The organism is Brevundimonas sp. NPDC055812 (assembly GCF_053616535.1).
Window position 1 is genome coordinate 24,766 of the sequence record NZ_JBSHDX010000001.1, and the last position, 22,186, is coordinate 46,951.

At 67.6% G+C, this 22,186-nt stretch carries 26 protein-coding genes; 8 read left to right on the forward strand and 18 right to left on the reverse strand.

The genetic code is table 11. From position 1 onward, the window contains the following. Window positions 1–7: 7 nt before the first annotated feature. The 10 genes from fliN to ACWGL1_RS00170 form a co-directional block, all read right to left on the reverse strand. The gene (gene fliN / locus ACWGL1_RS00125) at window positions 8–340 is read right to left on the reverse strand and encodes a flagellar motor switch protein FliN (protein ID WP_087141885.1); all 333 of its coding nucleotides are present in this window, start codon (window positions 338–340) and stop codon (window positions 8–10) included. Beyond that, a complete protein-coding gene (locus ACWGL1_RS00130; protein ID WP_291778322.1) occupies window positions 340–1,014 on the reverse strand; it encodes a FliH/SctL family protein in 675 nt (224 codons plus the stop codon). The genes fliN and ACWGL1_RS00130 overlap by 1 nt, the downstream gene beginning before the upstream one ends. A gap of 1 nt (window position 1,015) precedes the next feature. After that, window positions 1,016–2,053 carry a flagellar motor switch protein FliG gene (fliG, locus tag ACWGL1_RS00135; protein WP_291778319.1) on the reverse strand — a complete coding sequence of 346 codons (1,038 nt, stop codon included), beginning with the start codon at window positions 2,051–2,053 and terminating at the stop codon, window positions 1,016–1,018. Beyond that, on the reverse strand, window positions 2,053–3,696 hold the full coding sequence (gene fliF, locus ACWGL1_RS00140) for a flagellar basal-body MS-ring/collar protein FliF (protein WP_291778316.1): 1,644 nt from the start codon (window positions 3,694–3,696) through the stop codon (window positions 2,053–2,055). Before fliF ends, fliG begins: the two co-directional genes overlap by 1 nt. 248 nt (window positions 3,697–3,944) lie before the next feature. Next, window positions 3,945–5,033 (reverse strand): Glu/Leu/Phe/Val family dehydrogenase, encoded by a 1,089-nt coding sequence (locus tag ACWGL1_RS00145; RefSeq protein WP_291778437.1) that lies wholly within the window; start codon window positions 5,031–5,033, stop codon window positions 3,945–3,947. A gap of 142 nt (window positions 5,034–5,175) precedes the next feature. Continuing rightward, the gene (locus ACWGL1_RS00150; RefSeq protein ID WP_291778313.1) at window positions 5,176–6,297 is read right to left on the reverse strand and encodes an acyltransferase family protein; all 1,122 of its coding nucleotides are present in this window, start codon (window positions 6,295–6,297) and stop codon (window positions 5,176–5,178) included. Further along, window positions 6,294–6,959: a glycoside hydrolase family 16 protein gene (locus ACWGL1_RS00155; protein WP_452110824.1), complete on the reverse strand. Its 666-nt coding sequence runs from the start codon at window positions 6,957–6,959 to the stop codon at window positions 6,294–6,296. The genes ACWGL1_RS00150 and ACWGL1_RS00155 overlap by 4 nt, the downstream gene beginning before the upstream one ends. Before the next feature lie 64 nt (window positions 6,960–7,023). Further along, window positions 7,024–7,917 carry an alpha/beta fold hydrolase gene (locus tag ACWGL1_RS00160; RefSeq protein ID WP_452110825.1) on the reverse strand — a complete coding sequence of 298 codons (894 nt, stop codon included), beginning with the start codon at window positions 7,915–7,917 and terminating at the stop codon, window positions 7,024–7,026. Window positions 7,918–8,216: 299 nt separating this feature from the next. Continuing rightward, a complete protein-coding gene (locus ACWGL1_RS00165; RefSeq protein WP_452110826.1) occupies window positions 8,217–8,834 on the reverse strand; it encodes a uracil-DNA glycosylase family protein in 618 nt (205 codons plus the stop codon). Further along, complete coding sequence (locus ACWGL1_RS00170) at window positions 8,818–9,138, reverse strand: DUF3253 domain-containing protein (RefSeq protein WP_004370794.1); 321 nt, start codon at window positions 9,136–9,138, stop codon at window positions 8,818–8,820. The genes ACWGL1_RS00165 and ACWGL1_RS00170 overlap by 17 nt, the downstream gene beginning before the upstream one ends. Window positions 9,139–9,184: 46 nt before the next feature. On the opposite strand from ACWGL1_RS00170, the gene ACWGL1_RS00175 reads away from it, so the two are divergent. Then, on the forward strand, window positions 9,185–9,622 hold the full coding sequence (locus ACWGL1_RS00175; RefSeq protein WP_338576287.1) for a PaaI family thioesterase: 438 nt from the start codon (window positions 9,185–9,187) through the stop codon (window positions 9,620–9,622). Here ACWGL1_RS00175 and ACWGL1_RS00180 read toward each other — a convergent pair. From ACWGL1_RS00180 to ACWGL1_RS00195, 4 genes are all read right to left on the reverse strand, one after another. Then, window positions 9,606–10,244 carry a YoaK family protein gene (locus ACWGL1_RS00180; RefSeq protein ID WP_452110827.1) on the reverse strand — a complete coding sequence of 213 codons (639 nt, stop codon included), beginning with the start codon at window positions 10,242–10,244 and terminating at the stop codon, window positions 9,606–9,608. The genes ACWGL1_RS00175 and ACWGL1_RS00180 overlap by 17 nt on opposite strands. 7 nt (window positions 10,245–10,251) lie before the next feature. Continuing rightward, window positions 10,252–10,869, reverse strand: a complete 618-nt coding sequence (locus ACWGL1_RS00185) for a glutathione S-transferase family protein (RefSeq protein WP_125901494.1) — start codon at window positions 10,867–10,869, stop codon at window positions 10,252–10,254. Window positions 10,870–10,903: 34 nt separating this feature from the next. After that, on the reverse strand, window positions 10,904–12,175 hold the full coding sequence (locus tag ACWGL1_RS00190; RefSeq protein WP_312220061.1) for a NupC/NupG family nucleoside CNT transporter: 1,272 nt from the start codon (window positions 12,173–12,175) through the stop codon (window positions 10,904–10,906). Window positions 12,176–12,479: 304 nt separating this feature from the next. Further along, window positions 12,480–13,358, reverse strand: a complete 879-nt coding sequence (locus ACWGL1_RS00195) for a branched-chain amino acid aminotransferase (protein ID WP_452110828.1) — start codon at window positions 13,356–13,358, stop codon at window positions 12,480–12,482. A gap of 88 nt (window positions 13,359–13,446) precedes the next feature. Between ACWGL1_RS00195 and ACWGL1_RS00200 the strand changes: the two genes are divergently transcribed. The 3 genes from ACWGL1_RS00200 to ACWGL1_RS00210 all read left to right on the forward strand — a co-directional run bounded on the left by ACWGL1_RS00200 (window position 13,447) and on the right by ACWGL1_RS00210 (window position 16,155). Continuing rightward, the gene (locus ACWGL1_RS00200; protein ID WP_291778434.1) at window positions 13,447–14,178 is read left to right on the forward strand and encodes a response regulator; all 732 of its coding nucleotides are present in this window, start codon (window positions 13,447–13,449) and stop codon (window positions 14,176–14,178) included. A gap of 23 nt (window positions 14,179–14,201) precedes the next feature. Further along, entirely contained in the window at window positions 14,202–15,560 is a 1,359-nt protein-coding gene (locus ACWGL1_RS00205; protein ID WP_312218026.1) for an ATP-binding protein, read from the forward strand. Between the two features lie 103 nt (window positions 15,561–15,663). Beyond that, window positions 15,664–16,155, forward strand: coding sequence for a hypothetical protein (locus ACWGL1_RS00210; protein ID WP_291778278.1), 492 nt, complete (start codon window positions 15,664–15,666; stop codon window positions 16,153–16,155). Between the two features lie 12 nt (window positions 16,156–16,167). On the opposite strand, the gene ACWGL1_RS00215 is transcribed toward ACWGL1_RS00210, so the two are convergent. The 3 genes from ACWGL1_RS00215 to ACWGL1_RS00225 all read right to left on the reverse strand — a co-directional run bounded on the left by ACWGL1_RS00215 (window position 16,168) and on the right by ACWGL1_RS00225 (window position 17,841). Next, window positions 16,168–16,971, reverse strand: a complete 804-nt coding sequence (locus ACWGL1_RS00215) for a pyrroline-5-carboxylate reductase family protein (RefSeq protein WP_291778275.1) — start codon at window positions 16,969–16,971, stop codon at window positions 16,168–16,170. After that, window positions 16,971–17,474 (reverse strand): type III secretion system chaperone family protein, encoded by a 504-nt coding sequence (locus tag ACWGL1_RS00220; protein ID WP_004370784.1) that lies wholly within the window; start codon window positions 17,472–17,474, stop codon window positions 16,971–16,973. Before ACWGL1_RS00220 ends, ACWGL1_RS00215 begins: the two co-directional genes overlap by 1 nt. Before the next feature lie 79 nt (window positions 17,475–17,553). After that, window positions 17,554–17,841: an accessory factor UbiK family protein gene (locus ACWGL1_RS00225; protein ID WP_291778266.1), complete on the reverse strand. Its 288-nt coding sequence runs from the start codon at window positions 17,839–17,841 to the stop codon at window positions 17,554–17,556. 179 nt (window positions 17,842–18,020) lie between these two features. Here ACWGL1_RS00225 and lgt point away from each other — a divergent pair, with 179 nt between their 5' ends. From lgt to pgeF, 4 genes are read left to right on the forward strand one after another with little or no spacing between them, the layout of a single operon-like run. Then, window positions 18,021–18,893, forward strand: a complete 873-nt coding sequence (gene lgt, locus ACWGL1_RS00230; RefSeq protein ID WP_452110829.1) for a prolipoprotein diacylglyceryl transferase — start codon at window positions 18,021–18,023, stop codon at window positions 18,891–18,893. Window positions 18,894–18,900: 7 nt separating this feature from the next. Continuing rightward, window positions 18,901–19,974, forward strand: a complete 1,074-nt coding sequence (locus ACWGL1_RS00235; protein WP_452110830.1) for a class I SAM-dependent methyltransferase — start codon at window positions 18,901–18,903, stop codon at window positions 19,972–19,974. 13 nt (window positions 19,975–19,987) lie between these two features. Then, on the forward strand, window positions 19,988–20,257 hold the full coding sequence (locus ACWGL1_RS00240; RefSeq protein ID WP_291778257.1) for a helix-hairpin-helix domain-containing protein: 270 nt from the start codon (window positions 19,988–19,990) through the stop codon (window positions 20,255–20,257). Then, window positions 20,254–21,024, forward strand: a complete 771-nt coding sequence (pgeF, locus tag ACWGL1_RS00245; RefSeq protein ID WP_452110831.1) for a peptidoglycan editing factor PgeF — start codon at window positions 20,254–20,256, stop codon at window positions 21,022–21,024. The genes ACWGL1_RS00240 and pgeF overlap by 4 nt, the downstream gene beginning before the upstream one ends. 176 nt (window positions 21,025–21,200) lie before the next feature. On the opposite strand, the gene lpxC is transcribed toward pgeF, so the two are convergent. After that, window positions 21,201–22,100 carry a UDP-3-O-acyl-N-acetylglucosamine deacetylase gene (gene lpxC / locus ACWGL1_RS00250; protein WP_452110832.1) on the reverse strand — a complete coding sequence of 300 codons (900 nt, stop codon included), beginning with the start codon at window positions 22,098–22,100 and terminating at the stop codon, window positions 21,201–21,203. Window positions 22,101–22,186: the final 86 nt, after the last annotated feature.

The window sequence follows — 22,186 nt, forward strand, 5'->3', positions numbered from 1 at the left end:
CGGCCGATCAGGCGCCCTTGTCCTCGGTCTTGATGATTTCCGTCATGGTCACGCCCAGGCGGTCCTCGACGACGACGACCTCGCCGCGCGCCACCAGCCGATTGTTGACGAAGATGTCGATCGCCTCGCCGACCTTGCGGTCCAGTTCCAGCACCGAGCCCTTGTTCAGCTTCAGCAGCTGGGCCACCGACATGTGCGCCTTGCCCAGCACCGCCGAGATGTTGACCGGCACGTCAAAGACGGGCGCCAGGTCGACGGCGGATTTCTCGCCGCCCTCGTCAGCCAGATTGAGGGCGGTGGATTCGCCGAATTCCTCGAGCGAGAGATCGTCGGTGGCCATCAGAAGCCCCTCCTGTCATGGGCGCCGCCTTCAAGAGGCGGCTCGGCGTGGCCGGCTTCGGCGGCCAGGGCGGCGTCGAGGGCGGCGGCCACACGGCCCTCCGCCTCGGCCGGATCGAACTCGGCGCGGCCGTCGGCCCATTCCAGGGCGAAGGCGGCGGCGGGCCGATGCGGCTCGTCGCGGAACACCACCAGCCCCGAGAAGCCCGCCTGAGCGCACAAGGCCTCGATCTGGGCGCGGCCGTCGTCATCCAGACCCGAGGCGCGGACCAGCAGACGCGGCGTGGCGTCCATCTCCTGACCCAGGGCCTCGATGGCGGCCTCCAGCGGACGACGCGGGAAGCGTTCGAAAGCGGCCGAACCGATCACACGCGCAGCCGCCAGGGCCAGTTCGGCGGATTCGCGCCGGTGCGCCTCGGCCACGCCGCGCAGGGCGGTCGCGGCCTGGGACACCGTCTGCGCCACGATCGACAGGGCGTCGGCGCGCAGGGCTTCGACCTCGTTCAACGCCTGCTGTCGGGCCTCAAGCCGCGCCTGGGCGATCAGGGCGTCGACCTCGGCCGGGGCGAAGGACCGCTTGGTCGGCTGCCAGGTCGAGGCGCGCAGCACGGCGCCGTCGGCCCCGAACTCGGTGTCGAAGGCGAAAGGGACGGCGTTGGAAGGGAGGGCGCTCATGTCAGTAGATCAACTCGTCGTCGCCGCCCTGGCCGGCCAGCATGATGTCGCCGCGCGCCGCCAGATCCTTGGCCACCTGGACCATGGCCATCTGGGCGTTGTCGACGTCCTTGAGGCGGACAGGCCCCATGGATTCCATGTCCTCGCGCATGATCTTCGAGGCGCGCTCGGACATGTTGGAGAAGAACATTTCGCGTAAGGAATCCGAGGCGCCCTTCAGCGCCAAGCCCAGCTGGTCCTTCTCGACCGCGCGCAGCAGGGTCTGCACCCCGCCGGGATCGAGACGCGACAGATCCTCGAACACGAACATCAGGGCGCGGATGCGCTCGGCCGCGTCGCGGTTGCGTTCCTCCAGGGCGCCGATGAAACGGGCCTCGGTCTGGCGGTCGAAACTGTTGAAGATGTCGGCCATCAGCTCATGGCTGTCGCGCTTGGACGTGCGCGCCAGGTTGGACATGAACTCGCTGCGCAGGGTCTGTTCGATCTTGTCGAGGATGTCGCGCTGCACCGGCTCCATGCGCAGCATCCGCTGGACGCATTCCAGGGCGAAGTCCTCGGGCAGGGCCGTCAGCACGCGCGAGGCGTGGTCCGGCTTGATCTTGGACAGGACCACCGCGACCGTCTGCGGGTATTCGTTCTTCAGATAGTTGGCGAGCACGGCCTCGTTCACATTGCCGAGCTTGTCCCACATGGTGCGGCCGGCGGGACCGCGGATCTCCTCCATCAGGGCCTCGACCCGGTCGGAAGGCATGAAGGAGGCCAGCAGGCGCTGCGTCTGCTCGTAGGAGCCCATCAGCGAGCCCGAGCCGCCGATGCCGGAGACGAACTCGACCAGAACCTCTTCGACCACGGCGGCGGTGACGCTGCCCAGACCCGCCATGGCCTGGGAGACCTCCTTGATCTCCTCGTCGTCGAGCTGCTGCCACAGGGCCGTGTGCTCTTCGCCCAGAGACAGAAGAACGACGGCGGCCTTCTCAGGCCCCGTCAGCTTCTTGGCGTCATCGACCGCCGCGCCCTTTGAAACCAGCCGCGCCGCCATCAGGTTTCATGCATCCAGGCGCGCAGGATCGCCGTGGATTCCTCTGGGTGGCTGTCGACGAAATCGGCGACCTTCTTGATGGACGAGGCCTTCACCTGCCCCTCGATGCGGGCGATGTCGATGCGCTGTTCCATGTCGCTGGGTCCGGCCAGCATGGGCGCGCCGCCCGGCAGGGTTCCGCCGACAAGCTGGGTGTCCAGCGCCGTGACGGGAATGCCGCCGGCGCCGGCCAGGGCGGGCGCGCCTGCGCGCCCCTGCCCCGAAGCCGTCTTCAGCAGCGGGCGCAGGACGAAGAAGATCAGCAGCAGGCCCGTGACCAGCAGGACCAGCAGCTCGACCCCGCGCATGATGTCGTTCTTGTCGAAGGCGAACAGCGACGAACCCTGCGCCTCGCCCGGCGCAGCCGAGGGCTCGCGGTTGAAGCGGACGTTGACGACCTCCAGCTTGTCGCCGCGCGCCTCGTCGATGCCGACGGCGGCGGCGACCAGGGCCTTGATCTGCTGCACCTCCTCTTCGGTGCGGGCCGCGTAGGTCGGTTCGCCCCCGCCCTCGGCGGCGGGGGTGTATTTGCCGTCGACCGCCACCGAGACAGACAGCTTCCGGACCTCGCCCGGCTCCTTCACCGTCGTCGTGGTGGTGTTGGAGATTTCATAGTTGGTCGTCTCAGTGTTCTCGGCGCGGGTCGAACCGAGCGGCGTCGCATTGGGCGCCTCTCCGCCGGGGATGTTGTTGGTGGCGGTGACGCCGCCGTCCTGCTGGCCGGTCGTATCCTGCGACTGGCTGCCGTTGGTCGAGGTCGAGCGGACGACCTGGCCATCCGGATCGAAACGCTGCTCCTGGGTGGTCGAGCGGCTATGGTCGATGTCGGCCGTCACCTGCACGCGCGCGGCGCCGACGCCGACGACGCCCTCGACGATGTCCTTGATGCGGGCCTGCATCTGGGCCTCGGTCGAGGCCTTGGCCGCTTCGGCGGTGGCCGAGGTGAAGCCGGTGTCCTCGGACCCGGCCGCCAGGGTGCGGTTGGCCTGGTCCGTCACCGTGACCTTGTCCGGCTTCAGGTTCGGCACGGACGAGGCGACGACGTTGCGGATGGCCCGCACCTGATCGGCCGTCAGATCGCGGCCCGACAGCCCCACCACCACGGCGGCGGTCGGATCGATGGCGGCGGCCTGGAACATCTCGCGCCGAGGCATGGTGATGTGGACGCGGGCCGAGGAAATGCCGCGCATCGACATGATGGTGCGCGCCAGTTCGCCCTGCAGGGCGCGCTGTTCGTTCAGGTTCTGCTGGAACTCGGTCTGACCCAGCACCGACTGGTTGTCGAAGATTTCGTAGCCGACGCTGCCCGAGGTCACGAGCCCCTTGCCCGCCAGCATCAGGCGCGCCGCGCCCACCTCGTCGCGGCTGACGAAGATGGTCGAGCCGTCGCCCCTGGAGGAATATTTGATACTGGCCTGATCCAGGGCCGCGCCGATCTCGGCCGCCTCGCGCAGGTCGAGGTTGGAATAGAGCAAGGCGTCCGGCGCCTGGCCCACGCGCAGCATGACGGCGACCAGGACGGCGGCCACGCCTGCGGCCACGCCCAGGATGGCGGCCAGGCGTCCGACGCCGAACTTCTTCAAAGCTTCCGTGAAGCCGCCCACGCGCAACCGCCCCTGCACACGCGGGACGAACCGAACCCGCTAGGCAGAAACTGCCGCCTGGATGGTAAATGCGGCGTTAAGAGGCGTTAAAGAGATGGGAATCCGGAGCCCCCTCTCCCGACGCGAGAGGGATAACTCGCGCGCAAAAGAAAAAGGGGCTGCGGGACCATCACGCCCCGCACCCCCTTCGGCGCCCCCCGGCGCCCGCCCGCCTCCTCAAGGAAGGCAGGCTGTCTTGTCGAAGACCCTTAGACCTTCTGGGCTTCGGCCTTCTTGTCGGCCGCGGCCTTGATGCGAGCCTCGGCGATGGCGTCGGCGATCAGGTGGGTCGGCTTGTTCTCGGAGACCGAACGCTCGAGGATTTCCTCGAACGTCTCCATCAGGCGCGACAGCTTGCCTTCGACCCACGAGGCGTCATAGGCGCCGCCGGTCTGGCGGGCGTTCATTTCCGAGGCGACGTTGATGATGCCGCCGCCGTTGATGACGTAGTCCGGCGAATACAGGATGCCGCGCTTGAACAATTCGTCGCCGATGTCGGCGGTGGCCAGCTGGTTGTTGGCGGCGCCGCACACGGCCTTGACCTTGAGGCGGTCCAGCGTCTGCGGGTTCAACGTCGCGCCCAGGGCGCACGGGGCGTAGATGTCGGCGGCGACGTCATAGATGGCGTCCGGGGCGACGATCTCGGCGCCCGTCCTGGCGGCGACGGCCTCCAGGTTGGCCTGGTTGACGTCGGTGATGATCAGCTTGGCGCCGGCCTTGTGCAGCTTCTCGGCCAGATAGGCGCCGACGTGGCCCACGCCCTGGATGGCGACGGTCAGGCCGGTCATGTCGTCCTGTTTGAATAGGCGCCGCGCCACGACCAGGTTCGAGCGGAACACGCCCTCGGCCGTGACCGGGCTCGGGTCGCCCGAGGCTTCCGGGCCGTCCTTCAGGCCCAGGACGTATTCGGTGACCTTGCGCGCTTCGGCGATGTCCTCGACCGAGGTGCCGACGTCTTCGGCGGCGTAGTAGTGGCCGCCCAGGCCGTTCAGATAGCGGCCGAAGGCATGGAACAGCTCAGGCGACTTCTGGGTGCGGCTGTCGCCGATGATAACCGACTTGCCGCCGCCCATCTCCAGGTCCGCGACGGCGTTCTTGTAGCTCATGCCCTTGGACAGGCGCAGCACGTCTTCCAGCGCCTCGGCGGCGGTGGCGTAGTTCCACATGCGAGTGCCGCCCACGGCCGGACCGCGCGCGGTCGAGTGCACCGCAACAATCGCCTTCAGGCCGGTTTTCTCATCATAGAAGGCGTGGACGCCTTCATGGTTCGAGAAAGAAGGAGAATCAAACAGCGTCATGCCCATGACAGGCCTTTCCTGGGGTATTTTTTGTGCGCATGGACATACGCGCCCCTCCGACAAACGGCAAGCATCACCGTGCCGGCGCCGCCAGTTCCGGGCCGACTGCGGCTTCAGGCCCCGATTTCCGTGTTTCCTGCGTTCAGCCTTCGGCCAGGGCGGGTCGTTTCGGACGTTCAAACCGAGCCATCACCCACCGCCGCGCCGGAGTCTCGAACAGCTTCCAGCATAGCCAGCTGGCGACCAGAACCCCCGCCAGCCAGATCAGGCCGATCAGGGGCGACGGCGCCAGGAAGGGGATTCGCTTCAGCACCACGCTGGTCGCCTCCAGCAGGGAGCCGTGCAGCAGGTAGATGGAGTAGGAGGCCCCGCCCAACACCACGCCGGGACCGACGCTCAGAATGCGCGGAGCTGAGACCGCCGTCATCCACACGACCGCCGGGAAGACGCAGGCCAGGAGCAGCAACTCGACGCCGAGGACTGTGAAGGATCGCCCCAGCACCACATAGACCGCTGCGGCCGCGACCAGGGCCAAGGCGCCCCAGGCCAGCAGGGGGCGCGCGGTCGTCTTCGCCGCATTGTCTCGCGCCAGGAAGACGCGCGCCGTCATCATGCCCAGGCAGAAGCCGGTCAGGGCGCGCAGGCCTCCGACATGGAAATTCGCCAATTGCCACCCCCCGTCCACCGATCCCATCGACCAGGTCGCCGCCGCCAGCGCCAGGAAGGCGACAGCTCCGACCACGAGCAGGAACCGCAACCCCGCCTTCGCCCAGAAAACGAAGAGCACGGACATGACCATTTCCCAGAAGATCGACCAGCCGAGGTCGACATAGGGGAACAGCACCTGGGCGTCGTGCAGACCCGAGGTGTCGAGCACCGCCGGGATCATCAGCAGACCGCTGATCAGCGCATAGACCGAGGCGCCCGCCTCGGCGCCCAGATTTCCGTTCGCCGCCAACCACAGGGTCGTCAGGGCGAACCCCATCAGCGTCGCCAGCACATAGAGGGGATAGAGCCGAGCGATCCGCCGCAGCATGAAGGCTCCTGCGCCCATCGGCCGCTGCGCGCCGGGCAGCAGGACATGGGCGTAGCGATAATAGAGAACAAACCCGCTCAGCACGAAGAAGAAGTCCACCGCCACATACGCGTGCGGCGCCAGGGCGCTGAGCCCGAACAGCGGCGTCGCATGCATCAGGCAAACGGCCAGGGCGGCCAGTCCGCGCAGACTATCGAGAGCGGGCAGATGGGGGCGAGAAACGGTCATGCTTCCGGCGGAAAATAATTGGCCCCTATAATAATCACCTCGACCGTGTCCGTAGTCGCTGGCGGCCCGAAAGCCCAGAGATTCATGTGAACCGGCATCGCATACTGCGCAATACGCTGCAACGGATCAGAAGGGGCGAATACATAGTCCGCAATGGGGTATCGATTGTCGTCGAAGTGCCCATGCGTCGACTGGAAATGAATCTGGGTCGATGACCATTTATATCGATGGGTGGTCCAGGTTCCCGTCAAATCAAGAGGGTAGGATTCACCCGATTGCCCCAATGTCGCATTTACGGGCCAAATCGTATAATAAAGTCGATCTGCAGTAGCATTACCCCACTGAGCGATTTCGATATCGATCTCATTAGTCCCATTCTCACCTACGTCAGGCGTGGGGTACTGAAAAAGACCAAGGACAATATTCTTGTCCAAGCTCCCCAGAGGCGCATCGATTTTGAATTGAAAAGTCCCAAAATCAAAACGATCTTTAGTAAATACTTCTGCCGCGTACCACTTACCGTTTTCAAATGTCAGTTTGAGATGAAGATATCCATTTTCGTCGACAAACGCGTTATCTTCCTTCCAATTATTGTTACCTGGATCACCAACACCATCTGAACGGACATACCAGTCCACGCCCATAAACTGTATAATCTTCATTGCATCCTCCGAGAGGACTTGATTAAGATCACCGATATATAAACGTCGATTTAAAATTCGATTGCTAGTGCGAAGCTGAAATGGCTTCAGACATTAAACTAGGCAGCACGGGCGGCGCGCCGGACGGCAGCGGACGGGCCGGATCGCGCAGCCAGGCTTCGATGTCGGCGAAGACGGTCTCGGCCTGAAGGTCGCGGTTCAGGATGTGCCAGCCGTCGGCGTAGTAGCCCGTCGTCAGGTTCGGCCGCTCGCCCGCCTGTTCCAGGGCGCGGCGCATGGGGCGTTTGGTGATGATCTGATCGTGGGCGCCGTAGAGCAGCAGGGTCGGCGTCTCGATCTTCCCCAGACGACGCGTCGCCGTCTCCATCAGATCGACCAGGCCGTACAGGGAATCGAACCGCGTCGACAGGATCGACAGGGGATCGCGGCCGTTGCGGATCAGCTCCAGCGTATTGTCCGAGGCGCGGATGTCGCGCACGGCGAAGGACGGCGGCTCGACCCGCTTGGCCCCCATCAGGCGCGCGGCGGTCCATAGCCCTGCGCGGTTGAAGGCGCTCTGGCTGGACCAACCCCAGACGCCGGGCGCCAGCAGCACCACCCGATCGGCGTCGGGCGGCGCGTCGGAGCCGAAGGCGGCGATGGCCGAGGAGCCGCCCATGCTCTCGCCCGCCACCACGATCAGTGCGTTCGGCCGTTCGGCCCGGACCAGGGCGACGATGGTGCGCAGGTCCTGGCTGGTCAGGCTTTCAGCCGCGAACTCGCCCCGGTTCGGGGCCAGGCCGAAGCCGCGCTGGTCATAGGCCCAGGTCTCGATGCCCCGCGTCGCCCACCACGGCCCGGCGAAGCGGAAGGAGGCGTAGTGGTCGTTGAAGCCGTGCAGGGCGACGATGACCGCCCACGGCGCCTGGCCTTCCGGGCTCCAGCGCAGATAGGGCAGCCGCGCCCCGTCCTGCACCACGAAGGCGCCTCGGCCCAGGGTTCCCGCCTCGATGCGCGGCCCGTTGAACCCGTTGGGCGGCGTCAGCGGCGGCTGAACGTGAGGCGTGGCGCAGGCGGCGAGGGCGAGAGAAAGAAGGGCGGCGGCGATCCATCGCCCTTCTCCCCTCGGGGGAGAAGGTGGGCGCCGGAGGCGCTCGGATGAGGGGGCTGTGTCAGCAAACGCGGCGGTCGATGATGAGGCTGGGACCGACCGCCCCCTCATCCGTCTCGCTCCGCGAGCCACCTTCTCCCACAAGGGGAGAAGGGAAAAGCGATGGGTCACGCCAATATCTCCGCTGTCCGCCGACGAAGGTAGGGCAGAACCTCGGCCTCGAACCAGGGGTTCTTCTTCAGCCAGGCCGTGTTGCGCCAGGACGGATGGGGCAGGGGCAGGACAGAGGGCGCATAGTCGCGCCAGGCGCGGACCGTCTCGGTCATGTTCGCCTTGGTTCGATCGCCCAGGGCCCAGGTCTGGGCGTAGCCGCCGACCAGCAGGGTCAACTCGACCTTCGGCAGCTCCGCCAGTAGGCGCGCCCGCCACAGATCGGCGCAGCGGCGCGGCGGGGGATAGTCGCCGCCTTTCGGATCGGTGCCGGGAAAGCAGAAGGCCTGGGCCGCGACGCCGATGCGCGGGTCGCCGTAGAAGGTTGCCTCGTCCACGCCCATCCAGTCACGCAGACGAACCCCGGACGGATCGGTGAACGGCAGGCCGCTTTCATGCACGCGCCGCCCCGGCGCCTGGCCGCAGATCAACAGCCGGGTTTCGGGCGTGACCATGACCACCGGACGCGGCGTATGCGGCAGCAGTCCCAGGCACGCGCGGCAGGCGCGGATTTCGGCCAGGACGTCGTCGAGCGCCGTCTGCGGGCCGGCGTCCGGATCAATCGAAGTCGTCATCCGACGCTTCGACCGGCGGCAGGGCCGCGAGGGCCGCGGCCGTCTCGGCCTCGGTCGGGAGGCGCAGACGGATCACGCCGCGGAAGTTGTTGGGATCGACCGCCTTGCCCTTCTTGGTGATGGTCAGCCGGCCCTGACGCATCAGGCCCAGCGCCGTCGCCTTCACCTTGGGCAGCATCCGCTGCCACTGCTCGGGTTGCAGCTCCTTGGCCACATCGGCCGGTTCGATGCTCTTGCCGCCGACGTTCTTGGGATCGGCCTTGGCCAGTTTTTCGAAAATGGCCGCTTCGATTGGATCGCTCATGCGCGCTATATGCGGCAGCGCGAGATCAGAAAGAAGGCGTAATCGCATGGTCGGCAAGATCACCATCACCGAAGGCGAGTTCGCGGGATGGGAGACCTATGAGGTCTCCGGCGCCACCTTCGACTCCACAGTCGGCCCCTTCTATCGCAAGCCGGACCCCGACGGCTCCATGCGTTGCGCCTTCCGCGCCGAGCAGAAGCACATGAATTTCGGCGGACGGATGCACGGCGGCTGCCTGATGACCTTCGCCGACATCGCCATGTTCCAGATCGCCTATCAGGAAATGGAGGGCGCCTCGGGCGTGACGGTGCAGCTGGATTCGACCTTCATCGACGGCGCCTACGTCGGCGAACTGATCGAGGCGACGGGCGAGGTGTCCAAGGCGGGCAAGAGCCTGATCTTCGTGCGCGGCCAGATCGTCACCGGCGAGCGCCTGCTGATGACCTTCTCCGGCGTGATCCGGAAGTTCACGCCGCGCGGTTGAACCTCATCTTCAGCGCCAGAACCATGGCGAGCGCGGCCGCCGGCCACAGGGCGATCAGCCCCAGGCGGCCATAGACCGCCGCCCCCGTCAGCGCGCCCCCGGCCAGGCCCGCCCAGAGCGCCATATAGGGCCGGAACGCCCAGGGATCGCCGCCGCGCAGGGCGGCGGCCAGGGCGTGCCCCGTCTTGACCAGGGTGCCGGTCATATAGGTCAGGCTGACCCCGACCTCGCCGTCGCGCAGAAAGACCGAGTTCTCGACCGCCATGGCCAGGACCATCAGGCTGATCGCCAGGGGCGCGAGCCCGGCTCCGGCCGCCAGGGCGGCGCCGGCCAGCAGCGCCGCCTCCAGCGCCAGCACCCGACTGCGCGAGCGCGCGCCCTCCCCGCCCGCGACCAGGGCGCCGAGCATGGCGCCCAGAATGAACAGCAGGAGCACCCCTCCCACCGCGCCCGCAGCCAGCCACCGCCCTTCGGCCAGGCTGACGGCCAGACGCGTGATGTTGCCGCTCATGAAGGAGACGAACACCCCGCCCAGATGCAGGAAGCCAAGGCTGTCGACATAGCCCGCCAGGGCGGCCAGCAGCAGGGCCAGCCAGCGGTCCGGCGCAGTCAGAGTGCGCAAGGTCGGATCACATCCCCGCCGCCGCCGCCGGACGAGCGCGACAGGCCTCCAGCCAGCGGGCCAGATGCGTCAGCTCCTCGGGCGGGCGGTATTTGACGAGACGGGCGAAATCCAGCCCCACCGCCCCGACGATGTCGGCGATGGTGAAGCGGTCGGCGGCGATGAACTCATGATCCGCCAGATGCCGATCCAGCGTCTTCATGAAGCGTTCGGCGCCCAGGCGGTTGTATTCGGCGACCTGGGGCTGAGGCGCCTCCAGCGCGGCCAGGGCCGGATGGGTGAAGCGCACGTTCAGCATCATCGGATTGGCCAGATACATCTCGCACCGCCGCATCCACATCTCGATGATGGCCTGCTCCTTCGGATCGCGGCCGAACAGGTTCGGCTCGGGGTGCAGCGCCTCCAGATAGCGGCAGATGGCGATGGATTCGGTCAGGCAGGTCCCGTCGTCCAGCTCCAGCGCCGGGACATGCGGCACGCCGAACTTGGCGCGATAGGCCGGTGTGCGGTGCTCGCCCGCCAGAAGCTCGATCTCGACCCGCTCGACGTCGGTCACGCCCTTTTCCGCCATGACCCAGCGGACGCGCCGCGGATTAGGCGCGCGGCGGCTTTCATAGAGCTTCATCAAAGGGTCCCTTCGGCTGCCCTGCGCGACGCTACTAGGCGAAGACGGCGGCGGGCAAGGCCCCGACGATGCAGGCGGTCATCAGGGTCGCCAGGAAGCCGGCGAACAGCGCCTTCCACACCAGCCCCAGCACCTCTTCGCGCCGCTCGGGCATCAGCACCGACAGACCGGTGACGGTGATCCCGACCGAGCCGATGTTGGCGAAACCGCACAGGGCATAGGTCATCAGCATCCGGGTGCGCTCGCTCATCTCGGCGGCCGGAACCTTGCCCAGTTCGATGAAGGCGACGAACTCGGTCAGGGTCAGCTTGACCCCCAACAGCCAGCCCGCCTTGTGGGCGTCGGCCCATTCCACGCCGGTCAGCCAGGCCACGGGCGCGAACAGCACGCCCAGGATGCGCTCGACCGTCAGCGGTTCGCCGGCGATGACGAAGCCGCCCAGGATGATGTTGGCCAGGGCCACCAGGGCCACGAAGACGATCAGCACGGCCGAGATGTTCAGCACCACCATCAGGCCGTCGGACGTGCCCTTGACGATGGCGTCGACGGCGCTGTCGTATTTCAGGGCCGAGTTGTAGTCGGCCACGGCTCCGCCCTCGCCGGGCTTTTCAGGGATGATGACGCGCGCCAGCATGACCCCCGCCGGGGCCGAGACGATCGAGGCCACCAGCACGTGTCCCGCAGCATTGGACAGGACCGGCGACAGAATGGTCGCATAGGCCACCATGGTCGAACCGGCGACGGTGGCCAGGCCGACCACCATCATCAGGAAGACTTCCGAACGGGTCAGCTTGTCCAGATAGGCGCGGATGACGATGGGGCTTTCGATCATGCCCAGAAAGACGTTGGCCGCCACCGCCAGCGCCGAGGCGCCGCCCAGCCCCATGGTCCGCTGAAACAGGAAGCCGAAGCCGAGGGTGATCCACTTCAGGATCTTCCAGTGCCACAACAGGGCCGACAGGGCCGAGATCACCAGGATCAGCGGCAGCACGTTGAAGGCGAAGGTGAACAGCGCGCCCTCATTGGCCACGGCGTAGGGCTGATCCCCGCCCGCCAGGAAGCCGAAGACGAACCTGGTGCCCTCTTCGGTCGCCAGTTCCAGCCCCTTCACCGCATTGTTGATGCCGTCCAGCACCACCTGCGAACCGGGGATGGCGAAGGTCGCCAGCACCAGAGCCGCCTGCACCAGCACGGCGCCGATCGCCAGCCGCCACGGAAAGGCGCGGCGGTTCTCGGAGATCGCCCAGCAGAGGGCGACGATGACGACCAGCCCGAACAGGCTCTGGAGGTTCAGGAGGCTGAACATGAAATAAGCGGCTCCGCGACCGGCGCTATGGGAGCCGGTTTCTCAAATGCGCATCAACGCCAGGAGAGACCGGCTGGCAAGGGGCAATGGAAAGACCCTCTCCCGACGGGAGAGGGCTTGAGCGCACGAGAGCGTAGCGATCGTTCTGGCGCGAAAGGGTGAGGGTTCTCGAGTGAAGTCGGCCGAAAGGCCGTCGCGCGACGGCTCACGCCGACGGATAGGACAAGCCCCTCACCCTTTCGCCTGCGCCAATCGCCTTCGGCTCTTGGAGGCTCAAGCCCTCTCCCGTCGGAAGAGGGAAACCTTACAACTGGCCGCGCACCAGCTTGCCGTAGTCGTCCATCAGACCCAGCGACAGTTCGCCCGGCGTGAAGCGATAGTCGCCGACCTGCCCCACCGGGGTGACTTCGGCGGCCGAGCCGGTCAGGAAGCACTCGGAGAAGCCGGCCAGCTCTTCCGGCAGGATGTCGCGCACCACGACCTCGGTCCCGCGCGCCTGGGCCATTTCGATCACCGTCTGGCGGGTGATGCCGTCCAGGATGTGGTCGACGCGCGGCGTGTGCAGGGCGCCGTCCTTGACGAAGAAGACGTTGGCGCCGGTCGCCTCGGCCACATAGCCGCGCCAGTCGAGCATCAGGGCGTCGGCGTAGCCGCGCTTCTCGGCGGCCGTCTTGGACATGGTGCAGATCATGTAGAGGCCCGCCGCCTTGGCCGTGGACGGCGCCGTGGACGGGTCGGGGCGGCGCCATTTGGCCCACTCCAGGGCGATGCCCTTCTTCTTGACCTCGGGGTCGAAATAGCTGGGCCATTCCCAGGCGGCGATGGCCAGGTGGACCTTGCTGTTCCTGGCCGAAACGCTCAGCTGCTCGGCGCCCAGATAGGCGACAGGGCGGATATAGCAGTCGATCAGGCCGTTGCGCGCGCAGGTTTCCTTGCAGGCGGCGTCGATCTCGGCCACGCTATAGGGAATCTCGAAGTCGATCAGTTCGGCCGAACGCTTCAGGCGCTGGCTATGGGCTGTCAGCTTGAAGATTTCACCGCCATACATACGCTCACCCTCGAACACCGACGAGCCGTAGTGAAGGCCATGGGTCAGAACGTGCGTTTTCGCCTCCCGCCAGGGGACGAACTCGCCGTCAAACCAGATCCAGCCGTCACGATCGTCGAAAGGAACGAAGGCCATTGAAGAACGTCTCCCGCGCAACGAAATCGGTTAGACGCCTGTCGCGCGCCAGCGTCAACGGCGCATCGCGAGGAGAGTCGCAATGAGCATGATCGAGCCTCGCGCCAACGGCCGCTCCGGCCCTGTCGCCCCCGCCGGCAGCGGGCGGCACGTCCTGGTCGTCGACGACGACGACCGCATCCGCGAACTGCTCAAGGAGTTCCTGAGCCGCGAGGGCTATCGCGTCACCGGCGCCGCCCACGCGGGCGCGGCGCGTCGGCTGGTCGAGCTGATCGAGTTCGATCTGATCGTGCTGGACGTCATGATGCCGGGCGAGAGCGGGTTCGACCTGACGACCTGGATCCGCAGCCAGGCGGCCCTGTCCAAGACGCCCGTGCTGCTGTTGACGGCCAAGGGCGACCCGGACGACCGGATCGAGGGTCTGTCGCGCGGCGCCGACGACTATATGTCCAAACCCTTCGACCCGCGTGAGCTGGCGTTGCGGATCGAGGCCATCCTGCGCCGCACCGGCGGCAAGCTGATGACGCCCAAGGAGATCCGCATGGGTCCCGCCGTCTTCGACATGGAGCGGCTGGAGCTGACGCGCGACGGCGAACCCCAGCGCCTGACCGAGGCGGAGGCGCAGTTGCTGAAGACCCTGGCCATCCACGCCCATTCGCCCGTCGAGCGCATGACCCTGTCGCCGGACACGGCCGACATCACCGGCCGAGCCGTGGACGTGCAGGTGACGCGCCTGCGCCGCAAGCTGGAGGCGGACCCCAAGAATCCGCGCTATCTCCAGACCGTGCGTGGCGTCGGCTATATGCTGGCGCCGGACTGACGACAGGAAACGGAACGCCCTCCATGCGGCTGATGCCGTTCAACGTCTGGACGCGGTGGATCAAGCGTCGGCTGCCGACCTCGCTCTGGGGCCGGTCGCTGCTGATCATCGTCCTGCCGGTGCTGATCATGCAGGCGGCGGTGACCTGGGCCTTCTTCGACGCCCACTGGCAGGCGGTGACGGCGCGCCTGTCCGAGGGTCTGGCGGGCGACGTGGCCTGGGCGGCCGAGAGCTATCGGGACGATCCCTCGGCCCGGAACCTGGCGCTGATCTCCGAGCGCGCCGAACGGTCGATGCAACTGTCCATCGCCTTCCAGCCCGCCGCCTCCCTGCCCGACGAGGAGCGACGCGGGGCCCTGGGCCTGGTCGACCGGACGCTGGAGAAGGCCCTGGCTTCGCGGCTGGATCAGCCCTTCTGGTTCGACACCACCCGGTATCCAGCCTATGTCGACATCCGCGTGCAGGAAGCCGACGGCGTCCTGCGCATCATCGCCCCGCGCGAACGGGCCGTGGCGACCCAGGCCCATATCTTCGTCCTGTGGCTGATGATCGCCACCGTCCTGCTGCTGGGCGTGGCGGTGCTGTTCATCCGCAACCAGGTCCGCGCCATCGAGCGCCTGGCTCACGCCGCCGAAGCCTTCGGCCGGGGCGAGAGCGTGCCGCGCTTCAAGCCGCACGGCGCGCGCGAGGTGCGGGCCGCCGCCAGCGCCTTTCTGGACATGCGTTCGCGCATCCAGCGTCATATCGACCAGCGCACCGCCCTGCTGGCCTCCGTCAGCCATGATCTGCGCACCCCCCTGACCCGTCTGCGGCTCGAACTGGCCCTGGCCCCGCCCTTCAAGCGCGCCGAGGCGATGAAGGGCGACCTGGACGAGATGGAGCACATGATCGACGAATACCTGGCCTTCGCGCGCGGCGAGGCGGGCGAGGCGGCTCAGACGATCTCGGTGCCGGAAATGCTGCGCCGCGCCGCCGAGGACGCTCGCCGCTCGGGCGCCGTGGCCGAGGTCGAGGCGCCCGACGACCTGAACATGCTGGCCCGGCCGCTGGCCTTCCGTCGGGCGATCAACAACCTGGTCGGCAACGCCGCGTCGCACGGTGAAAAGGTGCGGCTGTCGGCCCGCCCCCTGCCCTCCGGCGGTCTTGAGATTCTGGTCGAGGACGACGGCCCCGGCATCCCCGACGACATGCACGAGGAGGCCTTCCGTCCCTTCTCTCGCCTGGACGCCTCGCGTAACCAGAACCGCAAGGGGGTGGGCCTGGGTCTGGCCGTGGCCCGCGACGTGGCGCGCAGCCACGGCGGAGACATCACCCTGGGCCGCAGCGACCTGGGCGGGCTGAAGGCGTCCATCCGGCTGCCGGCCGATCGCCGCGCCGCCTAGACCGATTTCGCGCGGGAACTTTGGCCCTCGCCCCTAGCGGAACCGTAAAATCATCGCCATCTTGTTCCCTGTTCCAGGGGGGCCTGGAATCAGGAGTCCGAATATGCGTCGTATTGCTTTCCTTGCGCCGCTCGCCGCCGCCCTCGCCGTTTCCGGCGTCGCAGCAGCTCAGCCTTCGGCCGTCGTCGTGACGGTCAGCCCCGACTTCGCCAAGACCGCCCAGGAACTGGGCGACCGCGACGTCCAGCAACAGGTCAGCGACCTGACCCGCACCGTCGAACGCGTGCTGACGGATCGTCACGCCCTGGATGGCGCTCGCGTGGAACTGGTCATCACAGACCTGAAGCCCAATCGCCCGACCATGCAGCAACTGGGCGACAAGCCCGGTCTGGACGGCATGCGCAGCCTGTCGATCGGCGGCGCAGCGGTGGAAGGCTCGGTGACCATGGCCTCGGGCGAGGTCCAGCCGGTCAAGTTCGACTACTACACCCCGACCCTGGCCGATGCGCGCGGTTCCACCACCTGGACCGACGCCCAGCGCGCCTATGACCGCCTGGCCCGCAACCTGGCCGAAGGACGTTTCGTCAAACGCTGAGGCGCTTGACGATCAGCCGCTGAGTTCCGTGGACTTGGCGACCGCCGCCTTCACGGCGCTCTCGACAGAACGGTCGAGGGCGCCGTTTTCATTGAGGGCGATCAGACCGGCCTGGGTCACGCCGCCCGGCGAGGCCACGCGGTCGATCAGGGCGTTCAACGCCTCGTCGCCCTCCACGCCCGCCGCTGCCGAACGCAGGGTGGCGCGCGCCAGACGCGCCGCCGCCTCGGGCGACAGCCCCTCGGCTTCCCCGGCCTCGGCCAGGGCGCGGGTGAAGGCGAAGAAATAGGCAGGGCCGCAGCCGGACACCGCCGTCGCCGCGTGCATCAGGGCTTCGTCGTCCAGCAGCACCGTCTCGGCGATCGGCTCGAACAGCGAGCGCCCGACGCTCAAAGCCTCCGCGTCGGCCGACCACAACGTGGCTACGCCGCGCGCCTGAGCCACGCCGGTCGTCGGCATGACGCGCACGACCGGGCGGCCGTCGTAGCCCTCAGAGATCGTCTCGCCGCGCACCCCGGCCATGACCGAGACGATCACGGCGTCCGGCGCGAGATGCGGCAGCACCGCCTGCGCGGCCTCCAGCCATTTGGCGGGCTTGACGCCGATGACGAAGGCGCGGGCGTCGGCCAGTTCCTCCAGCGGCGGATTGATCCGCGCGCCCCTGGCCCGCGCCGCCTCGGCGACCGGCTTTTCAGACGGCGTCAGAATGATCAGATCGGCCGGATCGACGGCGCCCGTCGCCAACCAGCCTTCCAGAATGGCCGAGCCCAGGCGCCCGACGCCCTGAAGCACGACCGGACGTCCGGAACCGCTCATCAGGCGTTGCCCACAGTCTCGAACAGGCAGGCGTCGATCGCCTCCTTCGGCTTCTTGGAGCCGCGCACCATGAAGTCGAAGGCCGGATAATAACGGTCCGCCGCCTCGACCGCCGCGTCGATCATGGAGGCGGCCTGGGCCAGGGTCGGGCGCTCGGTGTGCGGCAAGGCCAGGGCGTGGCGGAAGACGATCTCGCCCTCGTCCGGCCAGATCTCGAAATGGCCCAGCCAGGTGCGCTGATTGATCATGGAGACCAGTTCATAGGCCGCCGCGCGGCGCGTCTTGGCCACCCGCAGGTCCAGCGCCAGGCACAGCTGAAGGCAGTCGCCCTCGGGCCGCCAGGCGAACCACAGCTCATAGTCCTTCCAGTCACCGGCCAGGGCGAAGGCCAGATCGCCCTCGTCCGTGCGGTCGAACGGCAGGTTCTCCGCCGTCAGGACGTGTTCGACCACATCCAGCGGATCAAAGGGCAGGTCGACCTCTTCGGGTCTCACAGCATCCATCAGGCGTTCAACTTCTTCAGCAGCGGCAGCGACTCAAGTGGGCGCTTTCGAGGACGGTAGGCGTGTTCGCAGATTCGGCTCAACCGGCTGAATCCGGGGTCGAGGCGGCGTCTGTGGACGATCCCTTGGCGGCCTTCTTCGAAGCGGGGGCAGCGGCCTTCAGCGCCGCGATCTCGGCGCGCAGGGCAGCGATTTCGTCCTTCAGCACGTCGAACTCGTCGCGGCGCACCAGATCCATCTCGGCGACGAAGCGGTCGGCCTGGGCGCGCCAGGCGGCTTTGGCCTCTTCGCCCGCGGCCTGGGCCAGGCCCATGGCGCCGGTGGTCAGCTTGGCGAACTCATCAAGGAGGGGATTGCGCGTCTGCATGGCGGCCTCTTGAGAACTCCCGGACCATCGGTCCGAACGTGGTTAACGGTGCATTGATTTGGGTAAACCAAACCTTACCTGCCTGCGGCCTATAGACTGCTTCGCGGGAAAAGCGCGCGACGAATGCAGTCCCGCTTGCTAGACGATGGTCAACTTCTGAAGGCGCAGACGGAGGCCCCGTGCCCTTTCCCGAATTCGACCCCGTCCTGATCCATCTCGGCCCCCTGCCCATCCGCTGGTACGCCCTGGCCTATGTCGCCGGCATCGTCCTGGGCTGGTGGTACGCCTCACGCCTGGCCAAGACCGAGCGGCTGTGGGCGCCGGGCCGGTCGCCCGTCGGCGGACAGCAGCTGGACGACCTGGTGCTGTGGATCACGCTGGGCGTCATCCTGGGCGGGCGTTTCGGCTACGCCCTCTTCTACAAGCCGGCGATGTTCGCCCAGTTGTTCACCGGCGACAGCTGGGGCGAGCGACTGGAGCTGCTGCAGTTGTGGACCGGCGGCATGAGCTTCCACGGCGGCTTCCTGGGCGTCGTCATCGCCATCACCCTCTACGCCAATCGCCAGAAGGTGAACCCGCTCAGCCTGGGCGACCTGATCGCCCCGGTCGCGCCGCTGGGTCTGTTCTTCGGCCGCATCGCCAACTTCATCAACGGCGAGCTGTGGGGCCGCGAGACGACGGTTCCCTGGGCCATCCGCTTCTGCAACGAACGCATCCAGCAGATGTACGGCTTCTGCCCCGCCGGCAACGAGCCGCGCCATCCCAGCCAGCTGTATGAGGCGGGCCTGGAAGGGCTGTTGCTGTTCATCGTCCTGTCGCTGGCGATCTGGAAGTGGCGGATGTTCAAGCGCCCCGGCTTCGTCACCGGCCTGTTCCTGCTGGGCTACGGCGTCTGTCGCGCCGCGCTGGAGAACGTGCGTCAGCCCGACGCCGGGCTGGAGAACCTGCCGCTGGGCCTGACCATGGGCATGATCCTGTCGATCCCGATGATGCTGGTCGGCGCCTGGCTGATCTGGCGGGCGCTGAAGAAGCCGGCCGTCACGGAGGCGTAAGACCATCATGGCGGAGACGCTCAAGGAGCGCCTGGTCCGCGAGATCGTGCTGACCGGGCCGATGACGGTCGCGGACTACGTCACCCGCTGTTTGCACGACCCCAAGAGCGGTTATTACGCCACGCGCCCCGCGCTGGGCGAGCGGGGCGACTTCATCACCGCCCCAATGATCAGCCAGATGTTCGGCGAACTGATCGGCCTGTGGGCGATCGAGACCTGGACCCGCCTTGGCGCGCCCGAGCGGGTGCGGCTGGTCGAGGTCGGGCCCGGCGACGGCACCCTGATGTCCGATGTGCTGCGCGCCGCGCGGCTGGTCCCCGGCTTCCTGCAGGCGGTCGACCTGATCCTGATCGAGCCCAGCGCGCCGCTGCGCGCCGAACAGGCCCGACGCCTGGCCGACGCCGACGCGCATCCGCGCTGGCTCAGCGCCCTGAACAAGGTCGAGACCGACGCCCCGGTCATCCTGATCGCCAATGAGGTGCTGGACTGCCTGCCCGCGCGCCAGTTCATCAAGACCGAAGGCGGCTGGGCCGAGCGCCGCATCGGCGTCACCGACGACAATGAACTGACCTTCGGCCTGACCGCCATCGCCGATGGCTTCGAGACGCCCGGCTTCGACGTCGAACCGGGCCAGATCATCGAGATTTCGGAACAGCAGGCCGCCTTCGGCCGCGATCTGGCCAGCCTGATCCGCGCCGCATCCGGCGCCGCCCTGCTGATCGACTACGGCCGCAGCAAACCCGAGGCGGGCGACACGCTCCAGGCCCTGCGGCGGCATCAAAAGGTCGATCCCCTGTCCACGCCGGGCGAGGCCGACCTGACGCAATGGGCCGACTTCCCCCTGGTGCTGGAGGCCGCCGTGCGCGGCGGCGCCGACGTCACCGGCTGCGTCGGTCAGGGCGCCTTCCTCAAGGCGTTGGGGATCGAAGCCCGCGCCCAGCGGTTGATGCAGGGACGCCCCGAAGCCGCCCCGGTCATCCAGCGCCAGCTGGACCGCCTGACCGCGCCGGATCAGATGGGCGAGTTGTTCAAGGCGACGGCGATCTTCTCGCCCCATTCACTGGCCCTGCCGGGCTTCTGACGCGGCGCGCCCGATGATGGAGACTGATGCGGCCATGACCTTCACCGAGCATGAGCGCCAGATCCTGCTGGCGACCAAGGGCGTCGGCCCCAAGGTGATCCAGCGGCTGGAGGAACTGAGCGTCGGCGGCTTCGCCCGTCTGGCCCAGGCCGACGCGGCCGTCGTCTGCGCCGGAGCCGCCGCCAGCGTCGGCTCGACCTGCTGGAAGAACAGCCCCCAGGCCCGCAAGGCCGTTCAGGCCGCCATCGACGCCGCCCGTTTCGAACTGGAGGGGGCCGAATGAGCCTGAACCCCATCACCCATCCGCTGCTGACCAGGGCCGGGGTGCGCCACGGCTTCTTCACCCGCGCGGGCGGCGTATCGGACGGCATCTACGCCGGACTGAACGCAGGCGTCGGCTCCAAGGACGACCCGGCCCGCGTCGCCGAGAACCGCCGCCGCGTCGCCGAATGGATGGGCGGCGCCGCCGACGACCTGTGCGGCTGCTATCAGGTTCATTCCGCTGTCGCCCGCGTGGCCGAAAGCGGCTGGGCCGGAGAACGCCCCGAGGGCGACGCCGTGGTCGCGGGCGTGAAGGGGCCCGTGCTGACCGTCCTGACCGCCGACTGCGCCCCTGTGCTGTTCGCCGACGCCGAGGCGGGCGTCATCGGCGCCGCCCACGCGGGCTGGAAGGGCGCCCTGGGCGGCGTCATCCACTCGACTGTCGCGGCCATGCAGGCCCTGGGGGCCGAGCCCTCGCGCATCGTCGCCGTCGTCGGCCCATGCATCGCCCAAGGCTCCTACGAGGTCGGCGCCGACTATCAGGACCGCTTCGCCCACCACGACCCCGGCAGCGAACGCTTCTTCGCCCCCGGCGCAGCGGACGACAAACGCCAGTTCGACCTGCCCGGCTTCGTCCTGTGGCGGCTGGAGCAGGCGGGCGTCGGCGAAGCCGCCTGGACCGGCGACGACACGCGCGTGGATGCGGATCGTTTCTACTCCAACCGCCGCGCCTATCTGGCGGGCGAACCAGACTTCGGACGGTTGATCAGCGCGATTACGCTAAGCTGACCCTTCTCCCCTTGTGGGAGAAGGTGGGCGCCGGAGGCGCTCGGATGAGGGGTGTCAGCGCGGCATCTAAAAATTAGCGAGGACGGCGACGCGACAATCTGGATGCCAGGGCGTCACCACCCCTCATCCGTCAGGCTCCGCCTGCTACCTTCTCCCTCAAGGGGAGAAGGAAGAATTCAGCCCGCCATCGCCATGTCGGGCACGCGAACCGTCTCGCGCCAGGCATCCGGCTGGGCCAGCAGGGCGCGGACCAGCTTGTTGTTCAGGGCGTGGCCCGCCTTGACGCCTTCGTATCGGCCCAGCAGCGGTGCGCCGAGCACATACAGGTCGCCGATGGCGTCCAGCGCCTTGTGGCGCACGAACTCGCGCTCCATGCGCAGGCCGCCGGGGTTCAGGATCTGGTCGCCGTCGATCACCACGGCGTTCTCCAGCGAACCGCCGCGAGCCAGCCCGGCCTGACGCAGGGCCTCGACCTCATGGGCGAAGCCGAAGGTGCGGGCCGCCATGATGTCCGAGCGGAAGGTCGCCTCGTCGACGACGAAGTCCACTACCTGATTGCCGATGACCGGCGTGGGGAAGTCGATCTCGAAGCGCATCTCATAGCGGTCGCAGGGCAGAAGGACGGCGGACTTGTCGCCCTCCTCCACCCGGATCGGCTTCAGGATCTCGATATAGGTCTGGGGCGCTTCCTGACGGCGGAAGCCCGCGCGGTCCAGCAGTTGCACGAACTGCAGCGCCGAGCCGTCCAGGATCGGCAGCTCCGGCCCGTCCACCTCGATCACGGCGTTGGAGACGCCCAGCGCAGCCAGCGCCGCCATCAGGTGCTCGATGGTCGACAGGCGCACGCCCGCCGCATTTTCGATCATGGTGTTCAGGCGCGCGTCCACGACCGCCTCGCCCGAGACGGGGATGCGGTTGTCGCGGTCGGTCACGTCGGTACGCACGAAGACAATGCCGTGGCCAGGCGCAGCCGGGCGCACGACCAGACGCACGCGGCGGCCGGTGTGCACGCCGACGCCGGCGCAGATGGCCGGGGCGACGATGGTCTGTTCGTACTGGTCGTTGCGGACCGTCACTCGGATACTCTCTGTTGCGCGACCCGCCCCGACGGGACGGTCTTCGCCTCGCCTGTCGTTTACGCCTCAGGGCTCAAGCCCGAAAT